Below are 18,530 nucleotides of genomic sequence, written 5' to 3' on the forward strand. Positions count from 1 at the left end.
TCGTCTCTCCTTTTGGCCGTCCGGGACGGAATGATGGCTTCGATCCTAACACACGAGGCAGCGACCCTCCGGCAACTGCCCGTAAATTACTCATGCCAGAACAGGCGGAGCCCCTTCAGGCTTGCGGAAGTTTTCGATTCCATAGGACAACCCGTTGCCGATACGGTCGGCCAGATTTGCAAATGCCGCGGCCGTTTCCGGTTTCAACTCGCGGTTTGCCGTGTCCCGGAACAGTTCCAGCCACCGAGGAAAGTGCTCCGGCAGTATTTCCGAGTTGGACAGATGAACCTGCATGGGGTTTCCTTCATACCCCGGTTCGCGCAGGATCGCCCCCCTCCAGAACGCTAAGATTTTCGCCTCGTGCGCTGGCCAATCTCCAATGGCCGCATTGAACACCGGGCCAAGCACATTATCCACGCGGATACGTGCATAAAAACAACATACCAGCCTGCTGATCTCTTCCGGGGAAACATCAAACATATGCGGCCGCGCCCGCTGTTCTTGCGCCATGAGAATCTCCAAGTTTGACTATGGCATCCCTACTTTATTAAATAGGCATTTTCAAGTCGTATTTTAATGCTCCTCCGGCAACGGCGGCCCGGGCGCAGCCAATTTTGCAGTTTCAACTGGACCGGCGCGCAACAGAGACCGCATATGCAGGACTGCGCAGGGCGAATACATTATCGTGAGGCTCTGCCACCCCCTCTGGCAAATGAGAGGGGTCAAACACTTTGGCAACGCTCTCCGCCCGGTCATCCGGCAACTCGATTTGCACCGTGCCAAGGATCAGTTCGCCATGCACCCCATCCCATGGGACGGTGGGATCCGAGATATCATCCGCATCATTCGCCACAACCAGCTTCAGCGTCCATCGGGCAGGCCTGTTACTCAACTCCCGCAGCAGCCTGTCATAAAGGAAATCATCCGGCAGATCCTTCTTTTCCTCATCTGTCAGGCCGTGGCGGCCGCCTTCAGGCTCCAGAAAGATACGGGCCGCAAGCACGCCTTCGCCGGTACCGAAGTGGTAAGCATGGCCTGAATGATACTGTTCTGCAGAATAACACCGGCAAGGCGCCACGGACTTCAGATAGCTCTGATGGGGAACCGTATTCGGGTTCGCCTCGTTAAATGCCTTAACCTTTTCAGGATCCGGCCCACCGGTTGCAGGATCGGCCACCCTTGCTGCCAGAAAGGCCTTAAACTGTTCCGCGGAATTGGCAAAGAAAACCGGATTGGAAATCAGGGCCATGACCCAAGCCCCGGCGCCCTTTCCAATTTCAAGCCCGATACCGCGGACTGTAGGGCTTTTGTCACTGATTCCGGGCTTTCCTCCGCCAACCGAAAAGCGTGCAGTTATTGGCTGTTCTTCAGCGAGCAACGGGATATCGGTCCCGGGACCTACGGCCGCTGGAATGAAGCGACCTCTGGCAGAAAACCCTTTCGCATGTGAAGCGCGGGCGCCGCTGTGGCGGCCAAATGTTCCGTTCAAGGCATCAATCAGCTCTATGGCCTGTGACATCGTCTTCCACTCCTCCTTTCGGCAACCGCAAGAACCACGGTCAGAATTTGCGCAATTTAGATCGCGCACGACACTTTGTGGCCTGACACTAATCTTGACTCCCAGCAGTCGTCAAGCAAAAGTATCGCACACGATATATTTGAGGATCTCGGAACCAGGATGAACAATCTGCCTGAAAAAGCCGATGAGATGTTCTGCTACGCAGTGTACAATGCTTCGCATGCCATCAACCAAGTCTATGGGCCGATGCTCCGCCCTCTTGGCTTAACATATCCACAATACATCACCTTGATGCTGCTATGGGAGCGGGACCAACAAGGTGTCAGCGAACTTGCAGCTCAATTGTCACTGAAGACGAGCACCCTGACACCTCTGTTAAAAAGACTTGAGAACATGGGGTTTGTGCGGCGGATGCGAGGCACGGACGATGAGCGGCAAGTTTTTGTTCACTTGACAGACGATGGCATTGCACTTCACGCGGCTTCGCGCGAGATCACTTCCTGCCTGATCGAAGCTACCGGCCTTGAGCTTGATGCGCTGAAGCAGATCACGGACGGCCTTTCCCGCCTTACCGATAACCTGAAGAACGCACCGAAAGACCGCACTGCCACTTAGGTGCTGGAACAGGTTCCGCACGAGTATATTTCATTCTCAAATAAATTGAATGTAAGACCTCCCCCCCAGCAGCATCTGTTTCGGACGGTGGCGGCTTCAATGACAGCCAAAGAGCGCAAGATGCAGCGCAGCCATTGTTCCCCTCAATATGCCTACAAGGTTGGCGATGCCCGGGTGGTCCGCCGCATTTTCGGATGGGAAAGCCCAGCTGCGCATTCCGACAGTATCCGGCCACTGAATCCGATGGCATCCGGCCACCCGTTCCGATTTGATCCGGCCACCGATTCCGGAGCATCCGGCCACCCTATTTGATGGGGGTTTGGCATCCGTTTTGAGGTGATCTTTCACCGGCTACGCTGCCGCTCATTTTCGAGCGGGAGAGAGCCCTATGAAGAGATTGCCAATGCGGAAGATCAAAGAAGTCCTGCGGCTTCGTGCCGATGGTTTGTCGTTGCGCCAGGTGGCGCGCAGCCTGTCCCTGGGGCGGGCGACGGTATCGGATTATCTGCGGCGCGCGGAGATAGCCAAATTGACCTGGCCGCTGCCAGAGGAGTTGTCGGACACGGAACTTGAAGCCCGGCTCTTTCCACCCTTGGCAGGCCAGGCCTCACGCCAAATTCCGCTGCCGGATTGGGCCTATGTCCATGCCGAACTGCGCCGCAAAGGGGTGACGCTGGCGCTCTTGTGGCAGGAGTACCGGGAGGTTCATCCTGACGGTTATGGCTACAGCCAGTATTGCAGCCTGTACTCTGGCTGGGAGGGCAAGCTTGCCCCGGTGATGCGGCAGCGCCACCCGGCAGGTGAACGGCTGTTTGTCGATTATGCAGGCCAGACGGTGGATGTGGTCTGCCCTGAGACTGGCGAGGTGCGGACGGCGCAGATCTTCGTCACCGCCCTTGGAGCCTCGAACTACACCTATGTCGAGGCGACCTGGACGCAAAGCCTGCCGGATTGGCTCAGCAGCCATGTGCGGGCCTTCAGCTTCTTTGGCGGCGTGCCTGCAATGATCGTCTCGGACAATCTCAAGTCTGCCGTCATCAAAGCCTGTTTCCATGACCCTGCCATCAACCGCACCTATGGGGATATGGCGGCGCATTACGACACCGCCGTGGTCCCGGCGCGGCCCCGCAAACCCAAGGACAAAGCCAAGGTCGAGACGGCAGTGCAATTGGCTGAGCGATGGATTTTGGCACGCCTGCGCAATCAGACATTTTTTGGCCTGGATGGCGACGGGCGCTTCCCGCGCGTCTTCAAAGCTCTGACGAAAACCCAGCTTTTGATCCTGGACGACTGGGGGCCGGATCGTCTCAACGCCAATCAGCGCCGTGATTTGATGGAGATTGTCGAGGATCGCTACGGCACCGGATCAACCCTGATCACCAGCCAGCTGCCGCTCAATACCTGGCACGAGGTGATCGGCGAACCCACCTTCGCAGATGCCATACTCGACAGGCTCGTTCACAATGCCTACCGCCTCGAGCTCGAAGGCCAGTCCTTCAGAAAGAAAGCCGCCAAAATGGATGACGAAAAGGCCCAAAACTGATACCCGAAACCTCAAGCCTCAAGACGGACCGCCGAGGGTGGCCGGATACGCCGGATTGAGTGGCCGGATGTCATCGGAATGACCGGCCGGATGCTCCGGAATGCGCACCCAGCCTCTATCAGTGAAAAATAGCTTAGAAACCGAGTTGCTACGCGCCGCGAGAAAAGCGGTCTGGAACATCATGCGCTGCAACAACCGTCACCCTTCGCTGATGGCTCGCATTTCCGCTCAGCATGCCGCCGCCATGCGCCATTGGGGTAAGCCCTGCAAGGTGCAACCCAAGGCAGCCCCACAAACACCACTCTTGCTTGCGTTCAACCGATGTGACCACGAAGAAGTACGGTGCTGGCTCGCTAAGACACCGGGTAATTCCCAAGGCATAGCCGCTAGGCACCGCCCCGTCACTTGCCCTTGCCAAGGCCCGTGACGGGGTCAGATTTGTGATGCCGAAAATTGAAAGCTTAGGAACGGTCTCCCGGTAGGAGTTTCCGCTTCGGATACATGATCGCCAATGCGTCCAGGTCCTTACCAACTCAATTTCCGCGAACGGAGAACTCAGTCCTTTTCGGAGAGACGCTGCCCAACACCATGAGCATAGATCATGGAGCGCACCAGCAGCATTGGGTCTTCCGACGGCGCAAAGCCTTCGCTCAGAACCATGGGGTCGAAGTTGAGGTCATCACACTGGCCATCGCTTTCTGACATCGCCGCTTTGGCCGTAAACCGGGCTGCGACAATCTCGGTGTGCTCCCCTGTCCATTGCACCGAGGGGTCTGCGATAACATCTCCTGGATTGGCCAGAGTCACCACCATCTCCCAGGACACTCCACCGTTGGCTATGTTCGATTGCATGTTTTCCAAGAAGAAGTCGGGATGCGTATCCGTCACGATCCCTTCTTCACCGGAAGGGCGAAATGAAAAACGGATACCCGTCTGCGCGCCTGCCGCACCGACAAGATAGAAGGAATTCACACCGTTGAAAGTTGTGCCCTCGTAGGGCCTCAGGGTTTTGTCCAAGGCGCCATGATATGCTTTGTAGGCTTTAAGTGCAGGGTGGTCAGCAGCGAAAGCCTTGGTCGCCTCTGGCCCTGCGGCCTTGGCCCGCAGCAGTTCAATGAACGCTTCACTGGTCGCAACAGGAAAGAAATGTTCAGTGTTCATCGCGATCACGTGCAGATCATCATCGGCCGTCGTTATCTCCATCGCCATGCCCAGCAACCCATATTTGTCGTCAGCCGGATTAGGTTTGCCGCCCTTATGGGATACGCGCGCGATTACCGACGATGTGCCGGTGAAGAGCGAGCTGTTGGAATAAGCCTTGATCGCACTGTCAACAGGCACAAGCTCACCATCGATGCAGAAACCTTTGGTGTGGTTGCGGCGCTTTCCCTCTGTCACGCCAAAGAGTTGTTCAAAGGCAGCAAATCCGCCCTCAGTATCAAACTCACCTTCGGCGAAGGCGGGCAGTGAAGTCAGCGAAAGACAGAGGGCAAATAATCCGGTGCGCATAGCTAGGTACTCCTGTGAGCTGTTTTCATTTGCTCACTAATATTTTGCTAACTAACTATTTGCAAGCGGAAAGATTGGTGGTATCTAACGGGTGCTCAGTCCCACAACGAAAGCACAGAGTTTTGCAAGAACCGCTGAAGACCGATGAAAAGCCAGATGTCAGGTTGGACAACCAGCTTTGTTTCGCAATCTATGCAGCATCGCATACCGTTGAGCAGCATTATCAAACACTTCTGAAAGCTCAGGGGCTCACTTATACTCAATACTTGGTACTCATGGCTTTGGCTGAGGAGGACCGGGTGTCCATCTCAACCCTGGCCAGCAAACTGGAAGTCTCCAAGGCCACGATGACACCTCTGCTTCGCAGGTTGGAAGCGAAAGGCCTGCTGTCACGCGAGGTACAGGTGGGCAACGAGCGCCAAAAGGTCGTCTCCCTGACGGACACAGGGCGTAGCATTTGGACAAAAAGCTGCAGCGTTTCCTCCGATGTATTTGCCCGGATCGGGCTGACACAGGCGGAGGCGGATGAGATCATTCGCATCTGCGCAAAAATTTCCAACGCCCGGAAGTAATTCTAAGCTTCAGTGACTTCCCAAACCCAACTGACCAAGCCTCGCCTAGCTGCATCGGTTCGACCTGGTCCCAGAGTATCGGACCGTTGGATAATAAGTGGCGTTTAGCGGACACCGGGCTTTCAACTTGACGGCTGGAAATTCCAGGGGAGGAGTTCGTCAAGTCGGCCGACAGAATGACCTGCAGCGATGGCTTCGAGGGGAGCCCTGATGTGCCGACAGAGCCTTGGCGTCGGCCAGCACTCCTTCATGTACCGCAAAGATCCGCGCGCACTCTGCTGACCGCAGCTCAGGGCACGCTACTCCGGGGAGGCTGTTTGGCGCCACCCGGGCAACCCTCAGTCCCGCAAAGCGCGGCCTTTTTGCAGGAATCTCTGGTATTCCTCATCGGGCACCAGGCTGCCTCCAGTGGCCCACATGACATGGGTGGCTTGATCCGTTTTTGCCACAAGCCTGTGCTGCGCCAGATAACCCTGGCCTTCGGCAGTTGAGAGCAGCATCTGCGGCCCGCCCAGACAGGCTGCCGCTGAAGGCTCCAACTGCAGTCCTGCATGATCTTGCGCCAGCGCCAGCCAACGGAACAGATCGTCATCCGCGACAGTATACACCCCGCTCAGCAAGGGTTGCATGACCTGTGCCACAAACTGGCTCACCTCAGCCACCGCCATGCCATCGGCCTCGGTCTTGTTCGTCAGGCCCGCGTCATAGACATTGACCGCCCGCTTCAGGCCGGACGCCAATTGCACCAGCGCGCAAGGCGATTGGGCAGGCTCAACGAAAAAGCAGTGAGCATGATCGCCAAACACCTGTTTCAGCCCATATGCCACCCCGCCCGGAGCACCACCTATGCCGCACGGCAAATACAGGAACAGCGGGTTCTCAGCGTCCACGGGGATGTTTCGTTCTACCAGTTGGCCGCTCAGCTCGGCCGCTGCCGCTGAATAGCCGAAGAACAGCAGTTCCGAGCGCTCATCATCGACAAAGTAAATTGACGGGTCCGCCTCTGCCTGCTGCCGGGCAGACGCCACGGCAGTCCCGTAATCGGCCTGATGCTGCACCACCTCAACCCCATGGCGGCGCAGGCGCTCGACTTTCCAGGGCTTGGCGTCCGCCGACATATGAACAACCGCGCGAAAACCCAGCGCCCGCGCGGCAATACCGACACTAAGGCCGAGATTGCCGGTTGAACCGACCGCCACAGTGCAGCTGCCAAAACGATCCCGCACTTTACCGGCCGCCAGCGCCGCAGGCGGGGCATCCGGCGCAATCAGCCCCAACTGCCGCGCCAGCGAAAGCCCATGCAGGAACACCTCGTAAACGCCGCCGCGCGCCTTGACCGAGCCCGCCACCGGCAATGCGTGGTCACCCTTTACAAAGAACCGCCCTGCGCCCTGCCCCATTGCCATGGCCAAATCCGCCACTTCGATGAGATCCGAGGCAATCATCCCGCCGCTGTCCTCCAGCTCCTCAAAACACTGCTGCAACAGCGGTGCCAGCGCACGCCAGTTGGCTTCAGCTTCCGTCACTTGGTCCGGCCGCACCGGCACTTGCGCTGCAGTAGTGGGGCCGAGTTCCGGGTTGATCCACATCAGCGGCTCCACCGCCTGCAATCGCTGCAGAAGGGTTTCATCCATGTTTCTGTCCTCATATATTGCGCGTAACATGTTTGGCTTAACGGCGGCCGGAATCCGGAAAAACGTCCCGAGGGCTAAGGATTTACGGCACATAAAGCACCACATTGACACATTGGCGCCATCAGGGGCTGGTCACATCATCAAAGCCGCTTCAACCTGACGGAAATGACCCGAAAATCAATGCACTCCCCACCATGAGATGGTAATGATCCCGCAGCACGGGAAAGGCTCCACAACGTGGGGCGGAATGGCGCTTACGTTGGTTATGGAAGCCCCGCATCTGATTTGGCGTCCGGCCACCACTTGCAATGGCCACCACCATGAGAACTTTCGGAACGCAGCTTCGGACCAATAACAACTGCTATTGTTCTCTCACCCCCTGATTGAGCCTACTGCTCTATTTTGAAGCAGGATCAAGCCGGATTTCCAAGTTCTCTTGATCGCAAAATTGCAGCCGAGGTTGCGTCATCAACAACCGCCTGGAGATTGTTATTGTGCGCGAACGCCTCTAGCGCAGCAGCGGTTGTGCCACCTTTGGACGTAACGCTTTTGCGAAGTGTTTCCGGGTCGCGATCGGATTTCAGCAATTCACTGGCCCCGATAAGCGTATCAATTGCCAGGTCCATCGCCAACCGGGAATCAAGCCCAGCATTTGTTCCCGAAGCGGCCAGCGCTTCGACAAAAGCGAAGAAATAGGCCGGGCCGCTTCCTGAAACAGCGGTTGTGAAATGGATCTGATCCTCATTGTCGACCCAACGCACGGTCCCGGACCCACCAAACAAGCGTTCGAAACCCTGCTTCTTCGTCTCGTCCTTGGTAAAGGCGACATTCGCCGAATATCCCTTGGATGCCGCCATATTGGGCATGCAGCGCACAACTGAAAGATTTCCTCCAACAGCCGTTGAAATCGTCTCGCTGCCGATCCCGGCCATGATCGAAACAATCGTCCCGTTCGCTGCGGTCACTCTTTCGATGTCCTGGCTTACCGAGAGAAACACTTGCGGCTTGGTCGCAAGCACAACCATATCAAAGCGCAGCGCTGGATCCAGGCTCTCAAAGTCAGAATAGAAATGAGCACCTGCCAGTGCCTGTTTCGTGCTGTCTTGAACAAACGGATCAACGATGGATATGTCTCCCGCCTTGCCACCAGCAGACAGATATCCTTTGATGATCGCGCTCCCCATGTTTCCTGCGCCTATGAACAGTGTGGTCGGGTTCATTTTTTTCTCCTAAATTGACCTGCTCGACAGATCTGCTTGCCCTTGCCTCAGGGGAGGTACCTTCGATCGTGAAAGGCGCGCTTTACAGCTGCTTTTTCAGGGCCACCAACAAGTCTTCGCCAGCCTGCATATCAACATCCAGATGAGTGACGATCCTAATTCTGCGGGGACCGAATGCCCCAATCAGAACGCCGTCGGCCTTCATACCCGCGACGATATCGGCGGCCAGTGGCGCGCTGTCATCAAGATCAAAAATGATGATATTGGTCTCGACAGGTTGCATATGCGCGACCTGCGGCAGCGCGCGGATCTGATCGGCCAGATATTTGGCCAGGCGGTGATCCTCAGAAAGCCGGTCAACGTGGTGATCCAGCCCATAAAGACACATCGCCGCAAGAATACCTGATTGCCGCATGGCCCCGCCCATCTGCTGCTTGGCGCGCCATGCCTCTTGGATGAACTCAGCCGAACCTGCAAGAACGCCCCCCATCGGGGTGCCAAGAGCCTTGGAAAAATCGATCCACACCGTATCGAATCCAGCGGCATAGTCTGCGGGAGAAATTCCGGTTGCGGCGCTTGCGTTCAGGAGCCGTGCGCCGTCCATATGCGTGGCCAATCCGGCGCTATGCGCGATCTCAGCGACCGCATTGAGCTTTTCCAGCGGCCAGATCGTGCCGCCGCCCATATTGGCGGTCTGTTCAACACACAGCAACGCCGACTTCGGCGCATAGCGGGATGCAGGCCTGATTGCCGCCCGCAGCTGAGCAGGTTCAAAGATACCGTTTTCTCCAGCAATGGTGCGGATCATCACGCCGCTGATCGCCGCCGGGCCGCCAGTTTCGAAGTTAATCAAATGGCAGCTTTCCTCGCAGATCACCTCGTCGCCCGGGTTGGTATGCACATTGACCGCAATCTCATTGCACAAGGTACCAGTCGGCAGCAAAATAGCGGCTTCTTTACCCAAGAGCGCGGCAACACGTTCGCAAAGGGCACGGGTTGTCGGGTCTTCGTCTTTTTGTTCGTCGCCTACGGGAGCGTCAAGGATGGCCTCTCGCATGGCTCGTGTCGGAATCGTCTTGGTGTCTGAGAAAAAGTCGCGCATGTCATGTATCTTTCATGATCGGTTGCAGAGGCGGACACACCGCTGCCAATGTTAAAACTATTCTTCCAGGAGGGCGCGCAGGCGTTTGATCAACAGATCTCCGCCCTCAGGCCCTACGCCGATATGAGTAACGATCCGAACCGTCCGTTCGCCAAAGACACCAAGGCGGACGCCCTGGTCACGCAACTTGGACACGACCGTTGCCGCATCCGGTCCGCTTTCATCCAGATTGAAGATCACGATGTTGGTCTCAACCGGCAAAACCTCTGAGATATGCGGCAAGGGCGCGATCTGCGCACCAATGGATTTGGCCAGTGCATTGTCACGGGCCAGTTGTTCAAGATTGTTATCCAGCGCATAAAGCCCGGTCGCAGCGATGTAACCGGACTGGCGCAACCCGCCGCCCCATTGCTGCGCATAGCGCCAGGCGTGGTTGATAAAGTCGTCCGTCCCGGCCAGAACCGCACCGGCAAAACCACCCAATCCCTTGGTGAGGTCGATCCAGACAGAGTCATAGCCAGTCGCATATTGCTTGGCGGAGACCCCGGTTTCCACACAGGCGTTCAACAACCGCGCACCATCCATATGTGTCGCCAATCCCAGCGATTTTGAGGTTTCCGCAATCTCTCCGAGCTCTTCCAGGCTCCAGATTCCACCACCGCCGAGATTTGTTGTTTGCTCAACTGCTACCAACGAGGTTTCCGGCGCATAACGCGAAATCGGCCGATAGGCGGCACGCACTTGCTCAGCGGTGAAACGCCCAAATTCGCCATCGATCGAATGCATCATCACGCCGCTGAGAGCCGCAGGGCCACCCGATTCAAAATTGATGATATGAGAGGATCTTTCAGCAATCAGTTCAGAGCCTGAAGCACAATGAATGCGAATGGAAATCTCATTGCACATTGTCCCCGTAGGCAGCAAAATCGCCGCCTCTTTGCCCAGCATTTCAGCCACGCGCTGACACAGTTCCGTTGTTGTCGGGTCCTCACCCTTCTGAACGTCGCCAACACGAGCATTGAGCAATGCGTCCAGCATCCCTTTGGTCGGGATCGACTTCATGTCACTGTAAAAGTCGGCAACGACATCATCTGCACTTGCCGGCAGTGGTGCCCATTGGCGACCCGTAGCTTCTCCTGCCATCCATTTAGCTCCTATCCAATATTGGCTGTAGAAGAACGGCTTCGGAAAACGTCGTGGCGGCAGTCACATTCCGCATTTGCGCACGAACTGGAGGCGGTCATTTCTGACGGCTTCCACTACGGCGACACACAACATTGGTGTTTTCTTTTATTATTCAATTACAGCATGTTGAGTAGAGTTTACATGGACAGAACAATTCATACCAATGCCGTGTAATTGATCTACCATGCAGTTTTGGTATGGGTTAACCGCGTCGCTTAGCGAAGCGAACAGCCAGGCACAATATACCTGCCCTATGGCGGCATCGGTCGGTTCAGTTGCGAGCTGCTCACTGAAATCTGGACACTGACGTAAGCTACGATTTGCTGTTTGCTGATCTTCGACGAAGAGGAGATCAGAGACGTCGAAACAGAAGAACCATTTGCCTGAATTCAAGGCCAAGGTTGCGCTTAAGGCTTTGAAGGGCAAGCGGACGGTCGCGGAGCTGGCAAGCCAGTTTGGCGTACAAAGGCAGGCGTTGGAAAATGGGTGGAATTCTGCAATCGGAAGCACCCACATTCCGCCCTTGGCGGCAGACCGCCAGCCGTGGTCAATTGGCTGAGAAAAGACGCAACCCAGCTCGGTCAGCAGGGGCAGAGAGTAGCTTAATTTACGCGGAAACTGTCCAACGATCGGGGAGTAGCTCACTGGAGAGCCTTGCCGTAGTGTTTGGGGGGGGAAGATATGCAAAGAGACAGGTTCCGAAGGATCGGCTCTGATCTACGCAAGTATGCTTCTGCCCTAGGTCGCGATCACCCGGTATGAATAGGGCGGTGGCGACTGGCGGCTTATCCGTTCAGGACTTTGTCCAATTCTGAACACAGGATTTCGCCGTCCTTCAGGGTTCGGCCCATGAATGTGACAACACGGATCCGGTGTTTGCCGAAGGCACCAACCAGAACATTGTTCTCTTTCAGTTTTGCAACGATTTCAGGCGCAGCAGGCCCTGCGGGATCGAAGTCGATGATCACGATGTTCGTTTCAACAGGCTCAACAGAGGCTACACCTTTGATGTTCCCCACTCGTTCCCCGATGTATTGGGCCAGTTGGTGATCTTCGTTGATTCTATCGATATGGTGATCCAAGGCATAGTTCGCCATGGCTGCCAGCATACCGGTGCGGCGGATTCCCCCACCGATCATCTGGCGAATACGCCCCGCTTCCTGAATGAACTCTTTAGAGCCGGCCAATACGGCACCAACTGGGCAATTGAGCGCCTTGCAGAAATCCATATAGACGCTGTCATAGCCCTTGGTCATTTCCGAAGCTGGATGGCCGGAGGCAACGACTGCGTTAATCAGTCGAGCACCATCCATGTGTGTTGGAATGTTGGCCTGTTTGGCTGTGTTGGCTACTTCGCGCAGCTGTTCGAGCGGCCAGATTGCGCCACCTGCCATATTGGCGGTTTGTTCCACTGTAACCAGGCCGGTCTGGGGTAAATAGGGGTTGCCACTGCGGATAGCCTCGGACAGCTGATCGGCGGTGAACATACCCCGGTCCCCTTCAATCGAGTGGATCATGGCACCGCTTATAGCGGCAGGGCCACCGCATTCAAAGTTGATGATGTGGCAGGATTTTTCGCAGATGACTTCCTGACCGGGCCTGGTGTGGGCCCGCACGGCCACCTCATTGCACATCGTGCCCGAAGACATGAACAGAGCTGCCTCCTTGCCCAAAAAATCAGCGGCACGTTCAAGAAGAGCGTTGGTGCTGGGGTCTTCGCCAATTAGGGAGTTCCCAACCGGCGCATAAGTTCCTGCTTCCCGCATTTCCTTCGTCGGCTCTGCGTAAGCTTCAGTATAGAAATTCGTCATGTCTAACCCTGTATGGGCTGTGCGTTCGTAAGGCGTCCTCCACTGTTCAGAGTTACTGGTTGACCACCGCTCTGAGTTTTTGGAGTTGATGAACATCTAATATGTGCAAACTGTCCCTTCCAATGTAGTTGAAGCAGGCCTCCATGCGCTGGTGATATAGCCTCGGCTTGCTGGTTGATCCCGCCACAGATCTTTACATCGGTTAAGCAGAGCTCGATGGGAACGCTGGCAGACCCTGAGCGTCGCAGCATGCGGAGATCGTGCTGCCCATTTCGATGCAAGTGGCAACGAAGGTATCAGAGAGCAGCAGATGCAGAACGTTACGCGTCTCATGTATTTACATTACTGAAACTGTCAGGTAATGCCCGCATGCCAGCCTCGATCACTCTTGGTCTTGCCAGCATATCGAAAAACAGTTGGCCAAAGCGCTTGATGAACTCATGCACCTTGCGGGCACTACCCTCAAGGGAACTCGTCGCAAGCCACTTCAAAATACTCCAAGTGGCCGGCGTGGCAGTAAGGAATTTTCACCATGAAACATGTTATTTTTGCTGCGACTGCAAGCTGTGCGGTTTTATTGACCGCGGTCGCCCCAGTGGCAGCTAATCCAGCAGATGATACGATCCGGATTGCCTCGCCATGGAAAATTGGTGCCTTGAAGCCCTCTTCTGGAACAGCGCTGTCGCGGTCTGGTGTGGTTGAGACGCTAACCAAACCGACCAAAGAAGGCGAGATCGTCGGATTGCTGGCCGAAAGTTGGGTCGTAAACGAGACTTTGGACCAATGGCGTTTCAAGATTCGGTCGGGGGTTTCCTTTCATGATGGCAGTCCGCTGACGGCAGAAACCGTCGCAGCCAACCTGAAAGCCTTCAAGGAAGAAAGCTCGCTTCGAACTGCCCCCGTAAAAGAGATCACCTTTGAACAGGATGAGGTGGTCATTACGCTGGAGCGTCCATATTCGATCTTGCCGGCGATCTTGGCGGATTGGAATACGGCCATCATTTCTGCCGCAAATCTGACCGATGAGCGCGCGGGCAGCCTGGCGGGAACCGGCCCTTATATGATAACGGATGCCTCGGATCCGGCGACGCTGAAACTGGCGGCCAATACCAGCTATTGGGATGTTCGGCCTGCAATTTCCAAGGTCGAATACCTGTTTGTTCCCGACGCACAGGCACGTCAGGCGATGGTGCAGGCCGGAGAAGTCGAATTTGCGTTCAGCCTGCCTGTCACCGCAAAGCGGATGCTGGCAGGTGCAAACAATGTGAATGTGGACATCCAAGCCATCCCCCGTGTTCGCGCACTCAAACTGAACGGGGCTCATAAACCTCTGGATGAGGTGGCCGTGCGTCAGGCCATTAGTTATGCGATTGATCGCAAGGGGATCGCCACATCTATTGTCGGCAATCCAGACACTGCGGCATCACAGCTGTTTCCGGCCAGCCTGCCAGCCTGGCACGACAAATCCCTGGCACCTTTTGCCTATGATCCTGCCAAAGCTGCAGCGCTGTTGGCCGATGCAGGATTTAAGAAGGGCGAAGACGGCATTCTGACCCGTGATGGTGAGCGGTTTGAGATTGAACTGCGCACCTATGACTCGCGCCCTGAGCTGCCGGTTATCGGTGTGGCTATTCAGGGCATGCTGAAAGAGGTCGGCATTGATATGTCGATCAAACAGGGCGACTGGACCATCATCTCCGAAGGTCACACTGATGGAACGCTGGAGGCGGGTATCGTATCGGACAGCTTTGTTTATGTGCCCGATCCGATTGGCGCGCTGGCCGAGAATTTCTACCAAAGCGGTGGCTTCTGGGGCTCCATGAACTGGAACAACGACAAGTTTGATGGCCTGGTTGAAACCTACCAGAAAACCATCGACCCCTCCGAGCTGAAAACCCTGCGGCAGGATATGGTTGCAATGATCCACGACGAACAGCCAATGGTCACGGTCACATGGTACGACGACGTCTATGCTGTCTCTGATACGATCTCAAACTTCGAGTTTGATGTCTATGAGCGTGACTTTGGCCTGAACCGCCTGATTTGGGCGAAATGAGAACCTGAATGACCCTTGCCCCGCTCTTGGCAAAGAAGGCTCTGCTTGTCTTGGCAATCACGCTGCTTGTTGCATCGTGTTCGTTCTGGGCCGTACATCTTCTTCCGGACAATCTGGCCCTGCAAATCGCAGCGGCCAGATTTGCCGGCGCTGAACCTGATCAGGCTCTGGCCGATGTGGTCAGCGCATCCTACGGTCTGGACCGGCCGGTGATCGTTCAATATGGGGAATGGCTGGTCAGTACCTTGATGCTGGATTTTGGCACATCCCTGGTCAGCGGCCGGGATGTGATGCATGACATTGTGAACCACGGTGTCAATTCCCTGCGGACGGTGTTCTGGGGGTTCATTGCGGGTGTGGGGCTGGCTGTGCCCATTGGTTTCTTTTGTGCCCGAAAGCCGGGGAGCAAGCTGGATGTGGTGCTGTCGGCAATCAGTGCTGGGGTTTCGACAATCCCGGCGTTTCTGGTTGCGATTGTCATGGTTCAGATATTTGTGGTTGAATTGGGATTGGCGACGCTCAGCGGAACATCCGGCTGGTCACGGCTTTGGGTGATGATACTTACTATCGCGCTCTCAGTTTCGGGCCCACTCAGCCGGGTGGTGCGGGCTGCGGTGATAGACGTACGTCAACAGCCCTATATGCAGCATGCGTTGATGCGGGGGGTTCCCGAACGCCAGCTGTTCTGGCGTCATGGGCTGAAGAATGCGATACGCCCTATGCTGAATTACCTGCCGGTCGTGTTTATGTTCCTGATTTACGACGTGATCGTGATTGAGATGGTGTTTAACTATCACGGATTAGGATGGGCATTGATCAATGCGGTCAAGGCGCTTGATGTGCCTCTGATGCAGGGGCTGGTTCTCTCTCTGATCGTGTTTTATCTATTTAGCACAGCACTGGCTGAGATCCTGACCTGGCAGATCTACCGGCAAAGGGTGGCACAATGATGGTGCGGGCGCGCGGCGCTTGGCGGTTGGGTGTCTTTCTATCGCTTCTATTCATTCTGACGGCTAGCCTGGGGCCGGTACTTTATACGGCAGACCCCAATGCGCAGAACCTTCTGGCGGCGTTGTCGCCGCCTGCTGCGGAATACCCGCTGGGCACCGACCAGCTTGGCCGTGATGTACTGGCCCGCGTGTTGCATGGCGCGCGCTATTCAGCGGGTATCGCCGTTGCGGTGATCGCGCTTAGCTTGGTGACGGGCTGTGCGCTTGCGGGGGTGGCAATGTGGTTCGGCGGCGCCATCGCCGCTGCTTTGACGCTCTTTTCGGATGCGGTTTATGCTTTGCCTGGCTTACTGGTGATCATTCTGCTGGCAGATGTTCTGGGCGGGGGCGCAGCTGTGATCATCTTCTTACTGTGGTTGGTTAAATGGCCTGAGTATTTTCGCCTGTCATATGCTGTTGGCAATCAGCTGATGAACAGTGACCATGTGCTGGCATCACGGCTCGCCGGAGCGAGCGGCTGGCGTATCTTTCGCTTTCAGGTTCTGCCGGTCATGACGTCATATTTGCTGTCACTTGGGGCTGTTTCCGTTGGCCAGATCGTGTTGTCGATTGCCACCATCGGTTTCCTGGGGGTTGGCATTGCCCCACCACAGGCCGAATGGGGCATGATGATTAATGATCTGCGGATCTATTGGCAGATTTCACCGGTCCAGCTAGCGGCGCCAGTGGCGGCAATTGTCTGGGTCGTGCTGGCGTTGTTGATCGTGTCGCAATCCATGCCTGCACCCAAACCAAGAAGCTCCGATGCATAGTCTTGTAGTCCGCAATATGACGCTGTCAGCTGGTCAGCTGTCTCTGGATGTGCCGCAAATGCAGTTTACACAGGGGCGGACATGCTGTGTCATAGGTCGATCCGGGTCTGGTAAATCCCTGTTTGCAGCCGCTTTGTCCGGGCTACCGGTGCCAGACCTGAAGGTGAGCGGTGACATTCTGCTGGATCACCAGCCTGCGGCTGGACCGCTGTGGCGCGATCATGTTTTTGTGTTACCTCAGGAGCCTGCGGCGGCGCTTGATCCCACGATGCCCGTGAGAAAGCAGCTGGTGCAAATCCTGCGCTGGCGGCGTGATCCGCGATGCCCCTGGGCCTCAACAGAGGATCTGTTTGCACAGGTTGGCCTGAAACCAGCGGACGGTTTGAAATTTCCCGGGCAGCTGTCCGGGGGGATGCAACAACGTGTCATGATTGCGATGGCGCTGGCCGCACGCGCCAGTTTTGTCATTGCGGATGAACCTACCAAAGGTCTGGACCAAACCAGCAAGCTACGCACCATCGAGCTGTTTAAGCTGCTTAAGCAAACCGGCCGTGGGCTGGTGATTATTACGCATGATTTGAATGTGGCGCGCGATCTGGCAGACGATCTGGTTATTTTTGAACAGGGCAAAATTGCCGAACAGGGCGATGCTGCGCAGATTTTGAACGGGTCGGGTAGCCAGGCTGCGCAGGCCATGATCAAAAGTGAACCGCAGATGTGGCCCGAGAAATGTATCAGAACGGAAAACAATGCAGCTCCGGTTCTTAGTATTCAGGATGTGACCTTTGAGTTTGCCAAGGGCGCCCCGGTCGTCAATGGCGCAACGCTTGATATCCGTGAGGGGGAGGTTGTTGGGCTGTTGGGGCCGAGCGGAGTAGGTAAGTCCACTTTGGCGGATATATGCCTAGGGCTGCTCAAGCCATCCTCTGGTTCGGTCCGTTGGTTTGGTGAAACGGCGGACCGAAAATTGATCCGTGCCGAGCGCACCAAGTTTCAGAAACTGTTTCAGAACCCGGTAAATGCATTTCCGCCGAACATTATCCTGGGAGATGTATTTGACAAGCTGACACCGGCCTCGGGGACGGGATTTTATTCCAAATCGGCGCTGATGGCCAAGCTGAACCTGGATCCGTCCGTGCTGCTGCGGCGCCCTGACCAGCTCAGCGGTGGAGAATTGCAGCGGTTACTGATTGTCCGGGTTCTGCTGGCGCAGCCGAGGTTCCTGGTCTGCGATGAGCCGTCATCACGCCTGGATATGTCAATTCAGCGCCTGGCTATCGATATTATTGCTGATTATGCGGCCCAGACATTAGCCGCTGTGCTGCTTATCTCACACGACAAAACGGTTCTGCAAAAGCGGGCGGACCGGTTCTTTGAGTTTACAAAATCGGGGCTGCTGGAGCAGAGAGTAAGCACGTTCTGACAGATGGCTGCGCGGCCCTGTTGGGCCGCGGTCCTATGCGTGTGTCGACCGACTTTACGGGGCATTATAGTGAAGCGCCCGCAAACTGACGATCAATCGCGCTTAAACGGTAGCCGCGCCATTGGGAGCGCCTGCCTGATCATGGGTTGAAGATGTGAGACACGTGTTTAACGACGTGTCTTATTCGGGGGTCATCGATGCGCAGCGAAATTCTTGAGGTGGCGCGGCGGCGTTTCTGGCGCGACGAGGACAAGCTCGAAATTGTCATGTCGGTTGGTGTTGGCGGGGCAACGGTGACGCAAGTGGCGCAGCGCCACGAGATTACGCGGCAACAGATTTACGCCTGGCGGCATGAGTTGAAGAAGAAAGGTTTGCGGTCGCCCGATGCCGGGGCGCTTTTCTACCCGTTGGATATTCCGGTTGCGTCCGGAGTGCCGATGGCGCCGCCGGCCGCTGAGGCGCCACAACCGACTGCGGTTGAATTGCGCCTGAAAGGTGGGCGCAGCTTGCGTTTTGACAGCACGGTGGACCCGGCCGCGCTGACAGCCCTGATCCGCGCGGTGGAAGCGGCATGATCGG

General features: G+C 56.2%; 18 protein-coding genes and 1 pseudogene. 10 read left to right on the forward strand and 9 right to left on the reverse strand.

Features of this window, described 5'->3' with window-relative positions; translation table 11 throughout:
- Positions 1-90 precede the first annotated feature (90 nt).
- Both K3557_RS13495 and K3557_RS13500 read right to left on the reverse strand, forming a co-directional pair.
- A complete protein-coding gene (locus K3557_RS13495; protein WP_259994517.1) occupies positions 91-510 on the reverse strand; it encodes a group III truncated hemoglobin in 420 nt (139 codons plus the stop codon).
- 112 nt (positions 511-622) lie between these two features.
- Positions 623-1,588 (reverse strand): catalase, encoded by a 966-nt coding sequence (locus K3557_RS13500; protein ID WP_259990463.1) that lies wholly within the window; start codon positions 1,586-1,588, stop codon positions 623-625.
- A gap of 90 nt (positions 1,589-1,678) precedes the next feature.
- On the opposite strand from K3557_RS13500, the gene K3557_RS13505 reads away from it, so the two are divergent.
- The 4 genes and pseudogenes from K3557_RS13505 to K3557_RS13520 all read left to right on the forward strand — a co-directional run bounded on the left by K3557_RS13505 (position 1,679) and on the right by K3557_RS13520 (position 3,677).
- On the forward strand, positions 1,679-2,134 hold the full coding sequence (locus tag K3557_RS13505) for a MarR family winged helix-turn-helix transcriptional regulator (RefSeq protein WP_259994519.1): 456 nt from the start codon (positions 1,679-1,681) through the stop codon (positions 2,132-2,134).
- Complete coding sequence (locus K3557_RS13510) at positions 2,135-2,446, forward strand: hypothetical protein (RefSeq protein ID WP_259994521.1); 312 nt, start codon at positions 2,135-2,137, stop codon at positions 2,444-2,446.
- A gap of 76 nt (positions 2,447-2,522) precedes the next feature.
- Positions 2,523-3,359 (forward strand): annotated as a pseudogene (istA, locus tag K3557_RS13515) (IS21 family transposase); the annotation flags it as partial.
- Between the two features lie 51 nt (positions 3,360-3,410).
- On the forward strand, positions 3,411-3,677 hold the full coding sequence (locus tag K3557_RS13520; RefSeq protein WP_311198505.1) for an ATP-binding protein: 267 nt from the start codon (positions 3,411-3,413) through the stop codon (positions 3,675-3,677).
- Positions 3,678-4,232: 555 nt separating this feature from the next.
- On the opposite strand, the gene K3557_RS13525 is transcribed toward K3557_RS13520, so the two are convergent.
- Positions 4,233-5,186 (reverse strand): catalase, encoded by a 954-nt coding sequence (locus K3557_RS13525; RefSeq protein WP_259994528.1) that lies wholly within the window; start codon positions 5,184-5,186, stop codon positions 4,233-4,235.
- Between the two features lie 122 nt (positions 5,187-5,308).
- Here K3557_RS13525 and K3557_RS13530 point away from each other — a divergent pair, with 122 nt between their 5' ends.
- A complete protein-coding gene (locus K3557_RS13530) occupies positions 5,309-5,758 on the forward strand; it encodes a MarR family winged helix-turn-helix transcriptional regulator (protein ID WP_201765406.1) in 450 nt (149 codons plus the stop codon).
- A 338-nt stretch (positions 5,759-6,096) separates the two neighbouring features.
- On the opposite strand, the gene K3557_RS13535 is transcribed toward K3557_RS13530, so the two are convergent.
- From K3557_RS13535 to K3557_RS13560, 6 genes are all read right to left on the reverse strand, one after another.
- Positions 6,097-7,392 (reverse strand): D-serine ammonia-lyase, encoded by a 1,296-nt coding sequence (locus K3557_RS13535; RefSeq protein ID WP_259994531.1) that lies wholly within the window; start codon positions 7,390-7,392, stop codon positions 6,097-6,099.
- Positions 7,393-7,805: 413 nt separating this feature from the next.
- Positions 7,806-8,612 carry a pyrroline-5-carboxylate reductase gene (gene proC, locus K3557_RS13540; RefSeq protein WP_259990454.1) on the reverse strand — a complete coding sequence of 269 codons (807 nt, stop codon included), beginning with the start codon at positions 8,610-8,612 and terminating at the stop codon, positions 7,806-7,808.
- An 82-nt stretch (positions 8,613-8,694) separates the two neighbouring features.
- Complete coding sequence (locus K3557_RS13545; RefSeq protein ID WP_259994533.1) at positions 8,695-9,714, reverse strand: low specificity L-threonine aldolase; 1,020 nt, start codon at positions 9,712-9,714, stop codon at positions 8,695-8,697.
- 57 nt (positions 9,715-9,771) lie between these two features.
- Positions 9,772-10,857 carry a low specificity L-threonine aldolase gene (locus K3557_RS13550; RefSeq protein ID WP_259994534.1) on the reverse strand — a complete coding sequence of 362 codons (1,086 nt, stop codon included), beginning with the start codon at positions 10,855-10,857 and terminating at the stop codon, positions 9,772-9,774.
- Positions 10,858-11,007: 150 nt separating this feature from the next.
- Complete coding sequence (locus K3557_RS13555; RefSeq protein ID WP_259999715.1) at positions 11,008-11,544, reverse strand: hypothetical protein; 537 nt, start codon at positions 11,542-11,544, stop codon at positions 11,008-11,010.
- A 140-nt stretch (positions 11,545-11,684) separates the two neighbouring features.
- A complete protein-coding gene (locus K3557_RS13560; RefSeq protein ID WP_259994535.1) occupies positions 11,685-12,710 on the reverse strand; it encodes a low specificity L-threonine aldolase in 1,026 nt (341 codons plus the stop codon).
- 532 nt (positions 12,711-13,242) lie between these two features.
- Here K3557_RS13560 and K3557_RS13565 point away from each other — a divergent pair.
- From K3557_RS13565 to tnpA, 5 genes are all read left to right on the forward strand, one after another.
- A complete protein-coding gene (locus K3557_RS13565) occupies positions 13,243-14,766 on the forward strand; it encodes an ABC transporter substrate-binding protein (protein WP_259994536.1) in 1,524 nt (507 codons plus the stop codon).
- An 8-nt stretch (positions 14,767-14,774) separates the two neighbouring features.
- Positions 14,775-15,716 (forward strand): ABC transporter permease, encoded by a 942-nt coding sequence (locus K3557_RS13570; protein WP_259994537.1) that lies wholly within the window; start codon positions 14,775-14,777, stop codon positions 15,714-15,716.
- On the forward strand, positions 15,716-16,528 hold the full coding sequence (locus tag K3557_RS13575) for an ABC transporter permease (RefSeq protein ID WP_259994538.1): 813 nt from the start codon (positions 15,716-15,718) through the stop codon (positions 16,526-16,528). Before K3557_RS13570 ends, K3557_RS13575 begins: the two co-directional genes overlap by 1 nt.
- Before the next feature lie 58 nt (positions 16,529-16,586).
- Positions 16,587-17,951: an ABC transporter ATP-binding protein gene (locus tag K3557_RS13580; protein ID WP_259999637.1), complete on the forward strand. Its 1,365-nt coding sequence runs from the start codon at positions 16,587-16,589 to the stop codon at positions 17,949-17,951.
- Between the two features lie 197 nt (positions 17,952-18,148).
- Positions 18,149-18,526, forward strand: a complete 378-nt coding sequence (gene tnpA, locus K3557_RS13585; protein WP_259994539.1) for an IS66-like element accessory protein TnpA — start codon at positions 18,149-18,151, stop codon at positions 18,524-18,526.
- Positions 18,527-18,530: the final 4 nt, after the last annotated feature.

It is taken from the genome of Leisingera sp. M523, from assembly GCF_025141335.1.
Lineage (GTDB): Bacteria > Pseudomonadota > Alphaproteobacteria > Rhodobacterales > Rhodobacteraceae > Leisingera.